The 15348-nt window shown below is 68.2% G+C and carries 13 protein-coding genes; 7 read left to right on the forward strand and 6 right to left on the reverse strand.

The window, feature by feature from the left end; genetic code table 11:
* Positions 1-7: 7 nt before the first annotated feature.
* The gene (locus OG766_RS00535) at positions 8-835 is read right to left on the reverse strand and encodes a helix-turn-helix transcriptional regulator (protein ID WP_328724238.1); all 828 of its coding nucleotides are present in this window, start codon (positions 833-835) and stop codon (positions 8-10) included.
* Between the two features lie 460 nt (positions 836-1295).
* Entirely contained in the window at positions 1296-2171 is an 876-nt protein-coding gene (locus OG766_RS00540) for a helix-turn-helix transcriptional regulator (protein WP_328724239.1), read from the reverse strand.
* Between the two features lie 628 nt (positions 2172-2799).
* Here OG766_RS00540 and OG766_RS00545 point away from each other — a divergent pair.
* From OG766_RS00545 to OG766_RS00560, 4 genes are all read left to right on the forward strand, one after another.
* Positions 2800-3639, forward strand: coding sequence for an SDR family NAD(P)-dependent oxidoreductase (locus tag OG766_RS00545; RefSeq protein ID WP_266377940.1), 840 nt, complete (start codon positions 2800-2802; stop codon positions 3637-3639).
* Positions 3640-3811: 172 nt separating this feature from the next.
* A complete protein-coding gene (locus tag OG766_RS00550) occupies positions 3812-4588 on the forward strand; it encodes an SDR family oxidoreductase (RefSeq protein WP_266377937.1) in 777 nt (258 codons plus the stop codon).
* Positions 4589-4781: 193 nt separating this feature from the next.
* Positions 4782-5042 carry an Atu4866 domain-containing protein gene (locus tag OG766_RS00555; RefSeq protein ID WP_328724240.1) on the forward strand — a complete coding sequence of 87 codons (261 nt, stop codon included), beginning with the start codon at positions 4782-4784 and terminating at the stop codon, positions 5040-5042.
* A gap of 114 nt (positions 5043-5156) precedes the next feature.
* Positions 5157-5897 carry an SDR family oxidoreductase gene (locus tag OG766_RS00560; RefSeq protein ID WP_266377931.1) on the forward strand — a complete coding sequence of 247 codons (741 nt, stop codon included), beginning with the start codon at positions 5157-5159 and terminating at the stop codon, positions 5895-5897.
* 366 nt (positions 5898-6263) lie between these two features.
* Here the strand turns inward: OG766_RS00560 and OG766_RS00565 are convergent, their stop codons facing one another.
* Positions 6264-6686, reverse strand: a complete 423-nt coding sequence (locus OG766_RS00565; RefSeq protein ID WP_266377929.1) for a hypothetical protein — start codon at positions 6684-6686, stop codon at positions 6264-6266.
* Positions 6687-7008: 322 nt separating this feature from the next.
* Between OG766_RS00565 and OG766_RS00570 the strand changes: the two genes are divergently transcribed.
* Complete coding sequence (locus OG766_RS00570; RefSeq protein ID WP_266377926.1) at positions 7009-7746, forward strand: calcium-binding protein; 738 nt, start codon at positions 7009-7011, stop codon at positions 7744-7746.
* A gap of 731 nt (positions 7747-8477) precedes the next feature.
* Here OG766_RS00570 and OG766_RS00575 read toward each other — a convergent pair.
* On the reverse strand, positions 8478-9833 hold the full coding sequence (locus OG766_RS00575) for a cytochrome P450 (protein WP_328724241.1): 1356 nt from the start codon (positions 9831-9833) through the stop codon (positions 8478-8480).
* Between the two features lie 334 nt (positions 9834-10167).
* Here OG766_RS00575 and OG766_RS00580 point away from each other — a divergent pair, with 334 nt between their 5' ends.
* Positions 10168-11532 carry a cytochrome P450 gene (locus tag OG766_RS00580; protein ID WP_328724242.1) on the forward strand — a complete coding sequence of 455 codons (1365 nt, stop codon included), beginning with the start codon at positions 10168-10170 and terminating at the stop codon, positions 11530-11532.
* Positions 11533-11778: 246 nt separating this feature from the next.
* Positions 11779-12372: a hypothetical protein gene (locus OG766_RS00585; RefSeq protein WP_266377918.1), complete on the forward strand. Its 594-nt coding sequence runs from the start codon at positions 11779-11781 to the stop codon at positions 12370-12372.
* Positions 12373-12716: 344 nt separating this feature from the next.
* Here OG766_RS00585 and OG766_RS00590 read toward each other — a convergent pair whose 3' ends face one another.
* Both OG766_RS00590 and OG766_RS00595 read right to left on the reverse strand, forming a co-directional pair.
* The gene (locus OG766_RS00590) at positions 12717-13832 is read right to left on the reverse strand and encodes a selina-4(15),7(11)-diene synthase (protein ID WP_328724243.1); all 1116 of its coding nucleotides are present in this window, start codon (positions 13830-13832) and stop codon (positions 12717-12719) included.
* A gap of 633 nt (positions 13833-14465) precedes the next feature.
* Complete coding sequence (locus OG766_RS00595) at positions 14466-15134, reverse strand: class I SAM-dependent methyltransferase (protein ID WP_328724244.1); 669 nt, start codon at positions 15132-15134, stop codon at positions 14466-14468.
* Positions 15135-15348 lie beyond the last annotated feature (214 nt).

The following is a 15348-nucleotide window of genomic DNA, read 5'->3' on the forward strand; positions in this document are numbered from 1 at the left end:
GATGCGGTCAGGCGGCGGTGTCCGATTCGTTGGGTGCGGCGGTGCGGGCCTGGTCCGTGAGGGGTTCGGTCGACCATGTCGCCAGGAACCGCAGGGCAGATTCGGAGGGGGAGCCGGGCTCGGTGCTGTAGATGAACAGGGTCTGATTGCTGTCGCCGGGCAGGGCGAGAGCCTGGTAGGTGACGGTAAGGTCCCCGGCGACGGGATGGTGGTAGCTCTTGGTCCCCTCGGTTCGCTCGTGGACCCTGCGCTCAGCCCAGTGCGCGCGGAAGTGCTCGCTGCGCACCGCGAGTTCGCCGACCAGTTCGCCCAGCTGCGGGTCCTCGGGGTGGCGGCCGGCGTCCATGCGCAGCATGGCGGCGGTGTCTGCGGCGACGGTCTCCCAGTCCGCGTACAGCTCGCGGGCGGCGGGGTCGAGAAAGAGGAACCGGCTCTGGTTGCGCTCGTTCGCGGGCATGGCGTCGAAGTCGGCGATCAGCGCACGAGACAGCGGATTGGAGGCCACCACGTCGGTGCGCCGCCCCAGGACGAATGCGGGGCAGTAGGCGGCGTCCAGGGTGGCCAGCAATTGGTGGACGGCTGGGCTGACCCGCTCGGCCGGGGAGGGGGTGGACTGCCGCGGCTGGAGGGGGCGACGGTTCGCGAGATCGAACAAGTGTGCGCGTTCGGTGTCCTCCAGGCGCAGCGCTTTCGCCAGGGATTCGAGGATCTCCGGCGAGGCGCTACGGCTACGTCCCTGTTCCAGGCGCGTGTAGTAGTCGACGCTGACGCCTGCCAGCTGCGCGAGCTCCTCACGGCGCAGGCCCGGGACGCGACGCCGAGTGGTCTTCGGCATTCCCGCATCTGCGGGATTGAGTCGGCCCCGGCACGAACGGAGAAACCCTCCCAGCTCCACGATCTGGTTCATACCGTCATTCTGCGCGGCGCCCGCGCGCATCGGGAGGCGTAAGGGTGGCCGTAATACACCCAGGAAACGCAGGGCCGGTCTCGCGGCGGTAAACGCACATGATTCCCGACTTCCTTCACCCGCGAGCGTCGCCGCTCTGTAGAGGTCGAGGACGTTGACGGAACCGCTGCACGTACCGGAGAGCACTCCGCACGGCGCATCAGCAGGGTGCTGGCCTCTTCCCGCGGCAGTCACGCAGGCTCAGCAAAAGGATGCCGGCGTCGATCGGCCGGCATCACGTTTCACAGACGCGCATGTGTGAGCTCACCCGGAGCTTGCAGGCACGCCACCGCTGTACCGCGGCAGGTCTGCGATGCGGGCGTCCATCACATGGCTGCGGGGCTCGCCCTCAGTCCGGGCCGGCAAACGGGGCACGCTGGAGAGTCGGCACCGCGTTCAGGGAGCCGAGCAACGCCAGAGCGTCGGCCGAGGGGCTGCCGGCCTCGGCCAGGTAGATGATGACGTTCTGGCTGGGGGCGCTGTTGACCGTGAGGGCTTCGTAGTGCAGTTCCAGGTCGCCGACCTCGGCGTGGTGGAAGAGTTTGGCCTCGCAGGTCTTGCCCCGTACGTCGTGGCGGGCCCACAGGGCACGAAACTCGGTGCTTTTCATGGACAGTTCGCCGACGACTTCGATCAGCCGGGGGTCATCCGGATCGATACCGGCTGCCCGTCGCAGTGCGGCCACGCATGATTCGGCAGCACGGTCCCAGTCGCGGTAGAAGTGGCGCGCGGCCGGGTCCAGGAACGTCATGCGCAGCAAGTTGTCGCAGGACATGAAGCCGGCGAACAGAGCGGCCGCGAGCTGGTTGCGGGCCAGAATGTCCAGAGCGTTGCCCAGGACGAAGGCGGGCGTGGCGCTCCAGGTGTCCAGGAGCCGCCGCAGGTGCGGGCCGACCCGTTCGACGCGGTGCGCGCGACGTATGCGGCGTGCAGTGGGGGTGGCTACGCGGTACAGGTGCGCTACAGCGTGGTCGTCAAGACGCAGGGCCTTGGCCACGGCTTCGAGGACCTGCCGCGAGGGGTGGCGTTCGCGGCCCTGTTCCAGGCGCATGTAGTAGTCGGTGCTCACACCGGCCAGGGTGGCCACTTCCTCGCGGCGCAGACCGGGCACCCTGCGGCGGCCGGACGTGGGAAGCCCGGCATCCTCGGGACGCAGCTGAGCGCGTCGAGCACGGAGGAAACCTCCCAACGCATTCTCGGTCGCGGGGTGTTTGTCTGTGTCCATGCCGTCGAGGTTAGAGCGGCTCGGCGCCCTGTGGCGGCCCGAAAGGGGGGTGTGCTTTTCCCAGGAAATCCGGGCCCTCGCCGAGCCGAAGCGTGATCGCCCTGAATTGCCCGCGCCACGAAGCAAGGTGCACGGCTGCTCGTCCTCAGCCCTCACACCGTGCCTCGGGCCGGGTGGGCACCGCGGCCGCCTTCCCCGGATGTCCTGGCTCTGCCGGGCGGTGTGTCCCGCATGCCGCGGACGGGGATGCATCCGGTGCGGCTGTGCCGCCCGCTGACTGGCAGTCCTCCTGTCCTCCGGGCCTGCCTGGTCTCATCTCGGCGCTACCGCTCCGCCTGCGTTCCTGCAGTTGCCCACCGTGTGTCCTGTCTGATCGGCTGCCGCGTCCTCGGCACCGTCCATGCCTGTCCGGCATGGCCTTGCGTCCAGTTCGTCACCGCCGTAGTCGTGCAACGCGGCCTCCCGCAGCGGGCGCGGTGACGCCGGGAAGGGGGCTCCGCATCCTGGGGGTGTTTCTCCCAGGAAACTCCCGGCCTTCCTGCCTCTCGCCATGCCTCGCAGAATCGAATGCGTCGGAGGAGAACCCCGACAGACATGTGAACGAGAAGCAGAGAAAAGAGATCTCATCATGGCTACCTGGTTCGTTACCGGAGCGTCTCGCGGCATCGGTGCGGAGATTGCCCGCGCTGCGCTGGCAGAAGGCAACAATGTCGTGGTCGGCGTGCGGAACCCGGAGCGGGTGCCGGACGATCTGAAGAATTCCGACAGGGTGTTGGCGGTCGCGCTGGATGTGAGCGACAACGACAGCATTCCGCAGGCTGTCGAGGCGGCCGTGGACCGGTTCGGCGGCATCGACGTCCTGGTGAACAACGCCGGCCGCGGCCTGCTGGGCGCCCTGGAGGAGATCACCGACGCCGAGGCCCGTTCGCTCTTCGACCTCAATGTGTTCGGCCTGATCAACGTCACCCGCGCGGTGCTGCCCGTCATGCGCAAGCAGGGCTCCGGCAAGCTCGTGCACATCGGCTCCCGCTCAGGCTTCGAGGGCGAGCCCGGTGTCAGCCTGTACTCCGCCTCGAAGTTCGCGGTCGCCGGCGTCAGCGAGGCCCTGGCGGCCGAGATGGCGCCGTTCGGCATCCAGTCGATGGTCGTCGAACCCGGCGTGTTCCGCACCGACTTCCTCGACGCCAGCTCCCTGTCCGTCGCCGCGAACCGTATCGCCGACTACGACAACACTCCCGCCCACGTGACGCTGGACTGGATCGACAAGGCCAACCACGCCCAGCTCGGCGACCCTGTCAAGGGCGCCGCCCTCATCGTCGAGGTCACCTCCGGCGACAAGCTCCCCACCCACCTCTACCTCGGGCGCGACACCCTCGAGCGCATCGAGGCCAAGGTCCGGCAGATCAGCAACGACGTCTCCGCCTGGCGTGAGAAGTCCACGGCCACCGCGCACGACGACGCCGCCTGAGTCAACTGATCACCGGGGTACGCGCCTCGCCCATGTGCGCGGGCCTCACAACTGCCCGGCCGCGCCGGCTCCCCCCGCGGCCCGGCCGGGCCTCCCGGCCCACCAGCGGCACGTGTGCCGCTTCCGCGATCCGATTCACCATTTCCCTCACACACATTCGAAGGAACCTGTCATGTCTGTTCTTCTCAACGGATCCCCGCTCGCAGGCCGTGTCGGTGTTGTGTCCGGCGCTTCCAGCGGCATGGGCGCCGCCACCGCCGAACGCCTCGCCGAACTCGGCGCCACCGTGGTCGTCCTCGCCCGTCGCAAGGACAAGCTGGAGGACGTCGTCGAGCGCATCGAGGCCTCCGGCGGCACCGCGCTGGCGCTGGCGGTCGACGTCACCGACCGTGCCGCCGTCCAGAGGGCCGCCGATCAGGTCGCCGACCGCTTCGGCAACGCCGACCTGGTGTTCAACAACGCCGGCGTCCAGCTCATCTCCGGCATCGAGGAACTCAAGGTCGATGAGTGGCAGCGGCAGATCGACCTCAACATCACCGGCCTCATGAACGTCATCGGTGCCTTCCTGCCGCACCTGACGGAGTCCGCCGAAGAGGGCAAGCTCGCCGATCTGATCAACACCTCCTCCATCGCGGCCACGCGCATCCTGGAGAAGTTCTCGGTCTACTCCGGGACCAAGGCCTATATCAGCCACCTCACCAGGCTCCTGCGGGTCGAACTCGGCCCCAGGATGGTCCGCGTGGCCACCATCGAGCCCGGCATGGTCGACACCGAGCTGCCCGACCACGTCACCGACCCCGACGCCTCCAGGCTGATGGCCGACCTCATCCACGACATCGACTGCCTGCAGTCCGCCGACATCGCCGAGACCGTCGCCTTCATGGCCGCTGTCCCTCGCCACGTCAATCTCACCGAGATCACGATCATGCCCACCTCCCAGGCCATCTGAGCCACCTGGGCCGTCGGATCCGGTGGGGCTGCCACTTTCCAGGCCGCAGCCCCACCAGCAATCAGGTCGCCAACCGCAACGCCAGTCCAAGGATCGCCCGAGCGCGGCAGGTAGGTGTCCGGCTCCCAGGACCGCCCCACCCTGGGTGGACCGCGGCCTGGTTGCCTCGCTCCGGAGAACGGACCGTGGAGACATGACGACGAACCACACTTCCCCCGTCCCTTACCCGTACGTCGGGATGTGGGTGACCGCAGACGGCTTCATTCGTCAGGAGCTCCTGCCGAACGGACGCTACGACGAGGCCCGCGGCAGCCGAAAGAGCGCCTACACCGGCGGATACACCGTCACCGGCAATCACATCGACTACATCGACGACACCGGCTTCACCGCGACCGGGGACATCCGCGACGGTGTGCTCTACCGCGAAGGCGAACAGCCCGCCCCCTCGGCATAGCCCGGCGCCTGCCCAACCTCCATGCACACCCCATGACCCATGCCGGTGCGCTCGGATCCGTCCCACCGCACCGGCAGTGACCTTCCATTCGTTCCCAGCCAGGAGTGCACCGACATGTCTCTCTCCACCGATCGAAAGATCATCCTCATCACCGGCGCCAGCAGCGGGATAGGCGAAGCGACCGCCCGGCTCCTGGCCGCCCGCGGTCATCACGTCGCTCTCGGCGCCCGCCGCACAGAACGGCTCAAAGCCCTGGTCGAGGACATCCAGGAAACCGGCGGCAGCGCCGAGTACCACGGCCTCGACGTCACCGAGGCCGAGGACGTACGGGCCTTCGCCGATGCCGCACACAGCCGGCACGGCCGCATCGACGTGATGATCAACAACGCAGGCGTGATGCCCCTGTCGAAGCTCGAGGCCCTCAAGGTCGAAGAGTGGAACCGCATGATCGACGTCAACGTCCGCGGTCTGCTGCACGGCATCGCCGCGGTCCTGCCGCTCATGCAGGCCCAGCGTCACGGCCAGTTCGTCAACGTCGCCTCGATCGGCGCCCACGCCGTCTCCCCCACGGCCGCCGTGTACTGCGCCACGAAGTACGCCGCGTGGGCCATCTCCGAGGGATTGCGGCAGGAGGTCGGCGGCGACATTCGCGTCACCACGATCTCGCCGGGCGTCACCGAGTCGGAACTGGCAGATTCCATCTCCGACCCGGTGGGCCGCGAGGAGATGCGCACCTACCGCCAGGTGGCCATCCCCGCCTCCGCGGTCGCTGAGGCCATCGCCTACGCGGTCGGCCAACCGTCAGAGGTCGACGTCAGCGAGATCATCGTCAGGCCGACCGCAAGCGCGGGCTGAACCGACCTCGTAGAAGTAGAGCCCTCTGGGGACCAGTTCCCTGCGGCCTGGCACCGGCCTCCAGAGGCCCCGACCACTCTTGAGCGCCTTCGGCCTTCTGTACGCATCGGCGGTCCCACAAGCCGGTATGTCGGTGGCGCAGGAGACTCCGCCCGAATCATCGGTCAGCCACAGGAAGGTGACCTCAGCCCTGGCCATGAACAGTCGTGGCGCTGGTGCGTGAAAGCTCGACCCGGTGGTCCCACATACGCGGGCCGGGTCCGCACCGTCAGCTCCCGGGGGCTGGGGAGGCCTGGCCGCGGGCGGTGTTAAGAGCACGTACAGGAACGCACCTGCCCTGATCGCCGACCAGACGCCCCCGCGTCCCTACTGGGTGCCGAGGATCATCGTCATCGGAGCCCCGGCCGTGTACTCGTTGAACGCACCACTGCGGTGGAGGTACAGCCGCCCGTTCTTGAACAGTGCCGGGTCGGGGACCTCAGTGCTGATCATGTCGCGCTCGGGGGTGCCCGCCAACTGCGCCTCCGGCATTCTCAGCAGGGTTGTCTGCTTCCCGTCTGCCGGCGCGAGGTGCACAACGCGGCTGCCGGGCCTGCCACTGGGCAGCATGTAGGCGATGAGGCCGTCTCCCTGAGCCCTGATAGGGATGAAGGTGCCCACCCCGGGAGTCTTCGAGGCGGTGGTCATCCACTTCCGCTTCGCGGTCCGGATGTCGAATGCTGCGATGTGGTTGGGTTCCGAGCAGCTGTGCGGGTTGCTGGCGATGTACACGGTGTCCTTGGTCGTCACGGTCGCATCGCAGGTGCCGTCGTTGTCCGCACGACAAACCGCAATCAGGAGAGAGGCGCGCGAGACACATCAGCGTCCCTGCTGCTCAGTGAGGAGGGAAGGGTGGTGCCCCGCGCGTCGAGAAAGCGCAGATCGGCGGCTGACCGCGCCCGGAGCGACCCGTGCAGCCCCGTCCTCGCGCACGTGTCGGCGCGCCCAGCCCCGGGGCCATCGGGCGGGCGGGGCGCCCTTACACTCGCGGAATCATTCGTGCTCTCGCCGCTTGGGGGTGGCGGGACCATGCCCGATCCCGAGGGGGGATTCATTGCGTACTCATGTCATCGTGGGCGCCGTTTCCGCGGCTCTGGCCGTCGGGGTGCTCACCGCGCCGGCCGCACACGCGGTCCGGGGCGACCTGGCCATCACCAAGGTGGTCGTCAATGGCGGCAAGCCCATCGTGCTGGGCACCGGCACGAAAACGGTGTCGCTCTCCGTGACGGCGCGGACCGACTCGCCCATCAAGGACACGTTCCTGGAACTGTGGCACGGCACGGACAGCGAGTTGAACGCCTCGTACCACAAGAGGGGCACGTGCACAGCGCCGTCGGCGGGGCTCACGACGTGCTCCACGTCGTTCCAGCTCGATCCGAAGTCCGATCTGATCAGCAATTCCTTGGCGGGCGGGGGCTGGAAGGCGTATGCCCAGCTGGAGGCCAAGGACGGCGACTACGTCAGCGACAACTACCCGGCCGTGCGCGTGCAGCGTGCCGCGTCGCTGACGGTGAACGCGGCGCCCGAGCCGGTGGTGAAGGGCAAGCCCGTCACTGTGACCGGCAGGCTGCTGCTGGCCGACTGGAATGCCAACAAGTACCGGGGATACTCCGGCCAGTCGGTGAAGCTCCAGTACCGCAAGAGCGGCAGCTCCACCTACACCACGCTGAAGACGCTCAAGACCAACTCCTCGGGCGATCTGAGGACCACGGTCACTGCTTCGGCTGACGGGTACTGGCGCTGGACCTTCGCAGGCTGGACCACCGTCCCGGCGGTCACCACAGCGGGCGACTTCGTCGACGTCCGGTAGTCGCGGGGGCGCCGGGCCCTTCAGGTACGAGGCGGGTTCCACGTCTGCCTGAGCACGGTAGCGCCCCGGCCCTGGTCTGGGTCGGGGCGCTCGTGTGTCAGCTCTCCTTCGCGTGACCAACCGTCCCGCTCCGAAGCCGGATTCACTCTCCCGGCCCGCACTGCGGAAGCCGGTCGGCCACGGCACGCGCCAGAGCCAAGGAGGCGGCAACCGCACGTGGCGACGGCACGGTCAGAGCAGCTGGATTGCGCCACAGGTCGGACCCCTCCACGAGATCGGGCAGGAGCACGAGTCCCGAGGGGCGTGCGCGGTGAGAGCCGCAACGGTGTCATTGAACTGGCCGGCGTCGATGTCGTGCTGGGCCCGGGGCCAACACGCCGAGGACAGGCATCGACGGCAGCCCGTGCACATCGCCTGCCAGGGCCCGCCGAAGTCCCGGTTCGACCTGGCCCTGGCGGAGGCGGAGATCGCCCTCTCCCGGCTGTTCGGGACCGACCCCGACCTCACTCTGGCCTCCAGCAAGGTGGACCCGTTCGTGTCCACCGGCCTCCAGGGAGCCAAAGAGCTGCCCGTTCGCTTCGGGATCCGCCGGGAACTAGTCGGCGATGACGCGGGAGCTGCCGCTCTGGAGAACGAAGGATGGGGTGGAGCGCTCGTCGGGCTCCACCCCATCGTCATGCTGCACCGCTGTGGCGTCCGGACCGTGGTCGGGCCAGCCGTGCGGCCGGCGTCTACCGCCCCCGCAGAACCCCCAGGGCACGCCGGACCCTCTGCAGCCACGGCACGCGCGGCGCCGGCGCCGGCTCGGCTTGCCGCGCCGGCTCGGGCTGGGCTACCGCAGCCGGCAGTTCCGCCCCGATGGCGGGAGATGTCTCCGGCGCCTTCACGTCGCCCTCCACGCGGAGCGGGGTGAACCGTACGGGCAGTCGGGCCAGCCGCCGGCTGATCCAGTTGCCGACCACCTCGAGGTCGGTCTCGTGCCCAGCGAGTTCCATGTCGGGCAGGCGCCGCAGGAGTACGTCGATGCTGCTGTCGGCGATGGCGCGGCCGATGTCCTGGCCGGGGCACTCGTGGGGGCTGCCGGAGGCGAAGGCCACATGGGAGCGGTTGCCGTGTACCGGCGCGCTGAGGTCGGGCCGGATCTCGGGGTCCATGTTGCCTGCGGCCAGGCAGAGCATCACCATGTCCCCTTCCTTGATCTGCTGTTCGCCGAGGCGGGTGTCGCCGGTCGCCCAGCGGTTCGGCAGCACTGCGAGCGGCGGGTGGTCCCAGAGCACCTGCTCCAGCGCGTCCGGCAGGGTCATCGCGCCGCCGGAGAGGCTGCCGCGGAAGCGCCGGTCGGTGAGCACCATCCGCAGGGTGCTCGCAAGCAGATTGACGGTGTTCTCCAGTGCGGCGACGAGGGCGTGCCGTACGTGCTGCCACACCTCTTCGTCGGTCAGATCCGATTCGTGAGCGATCAGCCAGCTCGTGAAGTCCTCGCCGGGCTGTGCCTTCTTCTCCTCCACCAGCCGGCGAAGGACGTCGACCACGAACTCGTTGCTCTCCTGAGCGTTCGCGCTGCCGCTGACCATGTCGGCGACCGCGCGGCCGAGCGTGAGGGCATCGTCCTCACGGATGCCGAACAGGGCACAGATCACCAGTGCCGGCAGCTTCTCGGCGAAGTCCGTCACCAGGTCGGCCTGGCCGCTCGCGCCGAAGCCGTCGATGAGCTGGTTCGCGTAGCGCCTGACGTGACCGCGCATCCCTCGGCGGTTGAAGCGTTCAAGGCTTTCGGTAACGGCGCTGCGCAGGCGCCCGTGTGCCTCGCCGTCGGCGAAGCACACCAGGGGCTGGGGGTAGACCATGGGCAGCAGCGGGGAGTCGGCCGAGAGCCGGCCCTCGCTCATCACCGACCAGTGGGTGGAGTCGGACGAGAAGAGTTTCGGCGCGCGCAGGACTTCCTGAATCTCCCGGTGCCCGAGCACGAGCCAGACGGGGATGTCGCCGTGCACGGCGACGGGCGCCACGGCGCCGAACTCCTTGCGGAGCTGCTCGTACAGGGCGTAGGGCTCTGCCTCGGCTTCGGCCCCGTACAGCTTCCGCAAGCCGCTTTCCCCCTGGGCGTGGGCGGGACACCCCGGAGGCGGGGTCGTTGCAGTGCCTATCGAGTCGTGGTGCGGGGTGGTCACGAGGCCTCCGAAGCAGCGGCGTGGTGGGCAGCTCTCCGATCGTGCGGAGAGTGACTCGGGGTGAGCGACCCGCAGCATACTGACGCCCATTCGGATCCGTACGACGGGCCTCATCAACTCGGGTAGGGCCGACACTATTTGGGTACGGATGATCTTTGTTTGAGGTAGGGGCGGCGACCGCCGACCCGGCGCCGCCGTCGCCCCACCGGGTGCGGCTGTTGCAGGCAAGACCGCGTAGAGAGGAAGTTCCATGGCAGTTGGGCTGCAGTCGGCCGGCATCCAATCGGTTCCCCGCGCTCCTGGAGCCGTGCCGCTTCTCGGGCACGTCCTGAAGCTGTGGCGGGACCCGTTCGGTTTCCTGGTGTCGCTGCGCCGGCACGGAGACCTGGTCCGCGTGAATCTCGGCACGATGCCCATGTACGTGGCGACGTCGCCGGATGTCATCCACGAAGTGCTGGTCGCTCAATCCCGGGACTTCGAGAAGGGACGGTTCTTCGACCGGCTCCGCCCGCTCGCGGGCAACGGCCTGGCGAACTCCGACGGCGAGATCCACCGCAAGCACAGCCGCCTGATGCGGCCCATGTTCTCCAAGGACCGCATCGCCGGATACTCCGCGGTCATGACCCGCAATGCCCAGACGATCGCCGACTCATGGAGACCAGGTCAGCAGATCGACCTGGAACAGGACATGGCCACGTACACCGTCGAGACGCTGGCCGCGAACATGTTCTCCTCCGACATCGGCCTGCCGGCCGTGGAAGCCGTACGGCGGAACCTGCCGGTCCTGCTGAAGAACCTGCTCATACGCACGGCCTCGCCGCAGTTCCTGGACCGGCTGCCGATACCCGCCAACCGGGACTTCGACGCCGCGGCCGCCGAACTGCGCGAGGTCATCGACCAGGTGGTGGCGACTGCCCGCCAACGCGGTGACACCGGCCGGGACGACCTGCTGTCGCTCCTGCTGGCCGCCCAGGACGAAGAGAGCGGCGAAGGCCTTTCCGACCTTGAAGTCCGCGACCAGCTCAGCACCGTCCTGTTCGCCGGCTCGGAGACCACCGCGGCCGCCCTCACCTGGGTCTTCCACGAGCTCGCCACCCGCCCGGACATCGAAGAACAGATCGTCGCGGAGATCAGCAAGGTCGTCGGCGACCGTCCGGTCACCATCACCGACGTGCCGCAGCTGCAGACCATCCGGCGGGTACTGGACGAGGCGATGCGGCTCCACGGCGTCACTCTGCTGATGCGCCGCACCACCGCATCGGTCGAACTCGCCGGCGTCACCCTGCCGGCCGGCACAGAAGTAGCGTTCAGCCTCTACGCCCTCCACCGGGACCCGGACCGGTTCGAGAACCCCGACACCTTCGACCCCGACCGCTGGCTCCCCGAGCGCCAGCAGGCCGCCGGCATCGGCCGCAAGGAGTTCATCCCCTTCGGATCCGGCAGCCACAAGTGCATCGCGGACGCCTTCGTATGGGCAGAAGCAACCATCGCCATCGCCACGCTCCTCGCCAAGTGGCAACTGGTGCCCTTGCCAGGTCACACACCCAAGCAGGTGGTCTCGGCAGTCCCACGCCCCGACCGCGTCCCGATGACCGTCACCCCTCGCCGGACCTGACCGGGCATTCCCGCGGGTGCTGCGCCGGTCCCGGCTGAGCGGCCGCACACGTACGAGACCAGGGCCGCGTACGGCCCGAACACATGCCAGGCGACGGCTGTGACGTCGACTGATGCGTGTTGCGCCTGTCGGCAGCGAGCGATCGTTCGCTGCCGACAGGCGGTCCGCGCCTCGGCTCGCCGTGGTGGTTCTCCGGAGTTGACGGCCCGCTGTTCCGGAGGGGCCCGCGGTGGGACACTGCGCCCCGTGTCTGGGTTCGCGAGGGATACGAAGTACTACGGCGACCGGCTGGTGTACGAGCCACTGGAGAGCAAGTGGGCCGGCTACCACGCCCGTCACTGCGGATGCGGTCAGGACTGGATCACCGCGCACGTTGTCCCAGCCGGGTTCACAGTGATCCCGCGGGGAAAGTCCGGCTACTACGGACTCGTCGGGCCCGGCCTGACTGAGGGCGTCGATGAATCGGTGCTGACGACGAACGCGCTGTGGGAAGCGGTGACCGGCAAGCCGGGCACCCAGACGTGGTACGAGAGCGTGAACGTCACCTGCCGCAGCCCGGAGGCTGAGGCGGCGCGAAAGGCGGAGAACGAGCGGATCTACGGCCCGCGTCGTGAGCGGGCCGAGAAGGCGAAGAACGAGCTCGCCACGGCCGCACAGCTGAAGTACCTCGCCACCTTGGCGGAGAAGGTCGGCAAGGAGCGGTTCGACGCCGAGTTCGCCGAGGCGGTCAAAGGGACCGGTATCGAGCCTCGCGCACCTCGGGAGCGGACCGCGACCGCTTCGAAGCGGCTGACGAAGGCTGTGGCACGCAAGCTGATCAGCGCCCTGGTCGGAGCCTGACGCTCGGCCTCTCTCCGGGCGGTCGATGTGGTCCTGCCCAGACGGGCGGCGCGCTGTGCACCGTACCCCGACGAATTCTTGGACACGGCGAGTCCCGTGCACGTGCTGGGTCTGACCGATTCTTCAGTGATCGGTGGGAGTGGGAGGCGTAGAGGGGCCTGCGCCGCGGGAGCATGGCCGGCCACGATGGCCACGATGATCTCCTGTAAGGCTCGCAAGTCCCCTGTTCGGCCGTTCCTGTGCCGACTTCTTCGTCACGTGCTTCCAGGCAGGGACGGGCTCGTCCGCCCTGCCTGGCCTGATCGCCCGTGATCGTGATGCTGCGATCGGAGTCAGGGCGCTTCCTATCCCAGCACGGACTCCCGTGCCCGCGGAACCCGGGACTCGTCCAGGGCTGCGGAGGCAGGTATCAGGCTCCACCACCAGGAGATCGAGGGGATGTCCAACGGGTCCGAGCTGTCGTCGACCGGCTTGTCGGTGAACGCCGAAGGCAGGCAGGCCGGATCGTCAGGGGTGGTGTAGCGCAGGGAAGTGATGCTCCAGTCCTGGGTCGCCCGGATGAAGTGGGAGAGGTTGCCCAGGTACGTGCGTAGCTGAGGGCTGCCCTCGGCCTCCAGCCTTGCGCGCAGGCGCAGGAAGAGGGACATCACCCGGTCCCGCTGGGCTATGGCTATGGGCAGCGCCTCGTCGGGGCTGATGCCGTACGTATGCGTCAGCACCCGGATGACGTTGAGGTAGTACGCCGAGCTGCGGCTTTCCTTGTGGTACGAGCAGATGTCGTTGTCCCACGTGGTGATGAAGGACGTCATCTCGCCGGCAGCCCGTACCGCCTTGCTGTCGCGCTCGTGGGGCTGCAGTTCGAAGCCATTGCCCATCTCCAGGAAGGGCTGCACCACGGTGGTGGCGCCGTCGTAGATGCGCATGTGGGCGTAGTCGCTCAAGCCGGGAACCTCGTTCCTGGCGCGGAATTTCGCCTCCCAGACCACGCCGAAGAAGTACTCGCTCAAGGTGGCGACCCACCGCCCGGTCTGCAGGGCGGTGCCGTGGCGGGACACCCTCCGTGTCAGGTCCCGCAGGCCCTCGGCGAGCGGGTCGCCGATGAGCATGGGCACCTCGGGGTTCTGCGCGATACGCAGCAGCCGCAGCAGAGCCTCAGCCAGTTCCCCCGGCTTGTCCCCGAGGTCGCCTTCCTCGCAGTAGCCGTCGTCGACCCCGAAGAGCCACAGGCAGAAGTCGGAGAGGAGGGAGACGACCTCTTCATCTCCCTCGGGGAGGATCATCGAGGCGAACTTCCCGAGGTCCTGGCGGGTGAGACGACTGCGCCATTCCTTGGATCCGATGTCGAATTCGTCGGCCCACGCCGCGGTCCGTGCGTCGATGGCTGCGTGGCGTGGGTGCACGGCGGGTGGTATCGGAGCGTACAGCGGCGGAACTGCCAGTGCAGACCTCACTCTGGACATCCCTTCGATTGTCGGCGCGCACAAAACTCGGCGCGGGGTCGTATGGACGATGGCCGAAACCCCACGCCGAGTGATCAACTAGCGCATCGTACTGACCGGAATAGCGCGCTCCAAGACCGCCTTGATGGCGGGAAGTTGGCACTCCGAGGGACTGAACACGGGTTCCGGCAAGGGCCTGGCACCGGCCTCAGCCCTTTCCGGCCGGGGGCGGGGGACAACCAGTGCAGGTCAGCCGTGAGCCAGTAGGGTCTGTCAGGCCGTCAGCAGCGCGCCCTGGCCGGTGGCGGCAAGTTCATTCACTGCCTCCTTCGGGAGCAGAGATGAGTTCGGCCACGAACTTCCGCAGCGTCACTCGCCGACGGGTACTTGCGCCGGTAGGTCCCTCATCGTCCCGATACTGCAGTCAGGCATCGCAGCGAGGGCCGTGGCACGTGACTCCGAGTGTCCGTGGCTCACGGCCCCGGGAGGGAATCCGGCCGTCGGTAGGGACCGAGAGTGGTGCGAACCGCCGGACGTAGGCGGGGAAACGATCTTGGCCGCTGTCAGGCCCCTGGCATCCGAACGGAGAACAGCGGTAGGCGTCAGGTGATGGCTCCCGGAACGGGACCCCGTGCCGCCTCAGGTGCCTGGTCCTCAGCAAGGGCGCTTGGCCATGACCACCAGACTCGGCCCGCTGTACTCCTCCGGGGGAAGCCGGAGTTCGGCGACCGGGTGCAGGCCGGCCTGCTCGATCAGGTCCAGGAGCTGTTCCGGCTGCCATTTGTGTGTCGTCCAACGAACAGGTACGCCCCCGTAGGCCTCGGTACGCACCGCGTCTTCGTCACCGACGTGTGTCGCGGTGATGAAGTGCCCGCCCGGCTTCAACGCGCGCGCGAACAGGGCGAGAACCTGAGGAAGAACGTCACGAGGGAGGTTGAACAGTGACCACCACCCGAGCACGCCGCCAAGGGACGCTTCACCAAGGTCGAGGTCAGTGGCAGAGGCGACACTGAAGCGGCAGTGCGGATGAAGACGGCGCGCGTTCTCGATCATGCGGGGAGAGAGGTCCACCCCGGACACGTCGAGTCCGCGTTCGGCGAGGTAGGCGGTCACCGTTCCGGGGCCGCACCCGACGTCGAGGACAGGCCCAAGCTCCCTGACCGTGTCGGCGAAGGCGTCGATCGACGCTCTGAGCCATGGATGGCGACGGATGTCGCCGACACCCGTCGTCACCACCATGTCGGCGTAATTGTCGGCCACGCGGTCATAGGACTCACGAACCACGTCGAGATCGGCCGGGCGGTCAATAGGGTGTGCGCGCATCAGTCAACGATAGGGCTGCGCGACGGGCTTGGGACTGGCGAAGCGGTCAACGCCGAGCCGTGCATCACGGCCCGGCTGTCCTCGTGCGGGCGCTGATGCGGTTCTCGTACTCGCGGTGGGCCTTTCGCTGTGCCGGGACCGCCGGGACCTCCGGGACACCCTGGTCGCCGTCGAGAGGCTGGCAGCGAGTGCGGAGCCGGCGGTGCCCGGAGGC

The organism is Streptomyces sp. NBC_00259, from assembly GCF_036181745.1.
Classification (GTDB): Bacteria; Actinomycetota; Actinomycetes; order Streptomycetales; family Streptomycetaceae; genus Streptomyces; species Streptomyces pratisoli.

Coding starts and splice junctions, on each gene's coding strand:
- OG766_RS00535 (WP_328724238.1), bottom strand. CDS start 835: ATGCCGAAGACCACTCGGCGTCGCGTCCCGGGCCTGCGCCGTGAGGAG.
- OG766_RS00540 (WP_328724239.1), bottom strand. CDS start 2,171: ATGGACACAGACAAACACCCCGCGACCGAGAATGCGTTGGGAGGTTTC.
- OG766_RS00545 (WP_266377940.1), top strand. CDS start 2,800: ATGGCTACCTGGTTCGTTACCGGAGCGTCTCGCGGCATCGGTGCGGAG.
- OG766_RS00550 (WP_266377937.1), top strand. CDS start 3,812: ATGTCTGTTCTTCTCAACGGATCCCCGCTCGCAGGCCGTGTCGGTGTT.
- OG766_RS00555 (WP_328724240.1), top strand. CDS start 4,782: ATGACGACGAACCACACTTCCCCCGTCCCTTACCCGTACGTCGGGATG.
- OG766_RS00560 (WP_266377931.1), top strand. CDS start 5,157: ATGTCTCTCTCCACCGATCGAAAGATCATCCTCATCACCGGCGCCAGC.
- OG766_RS00580 (WP_328724242.1), top strand. CDS start 10,168: ATGGCAGTTGGGCTGCAGTCGGCCGGCATCCAATCGGTTCCCCGCGCT.
- OG766_RS00590 (WP_328724243.1), bottom strand. CDS start 13,832: ATGTCCAGAGTGAGGTCTGCACTGGCAGTTCCGCCGCTGTACGCTCCG.
- OG766_RS00595 (WP_328724244.1), bottom strand. CDS start 15,134: ATGCGCGCACACCCTATTGACCGCCCGGCCGATCTCGACGTGGTTCGT.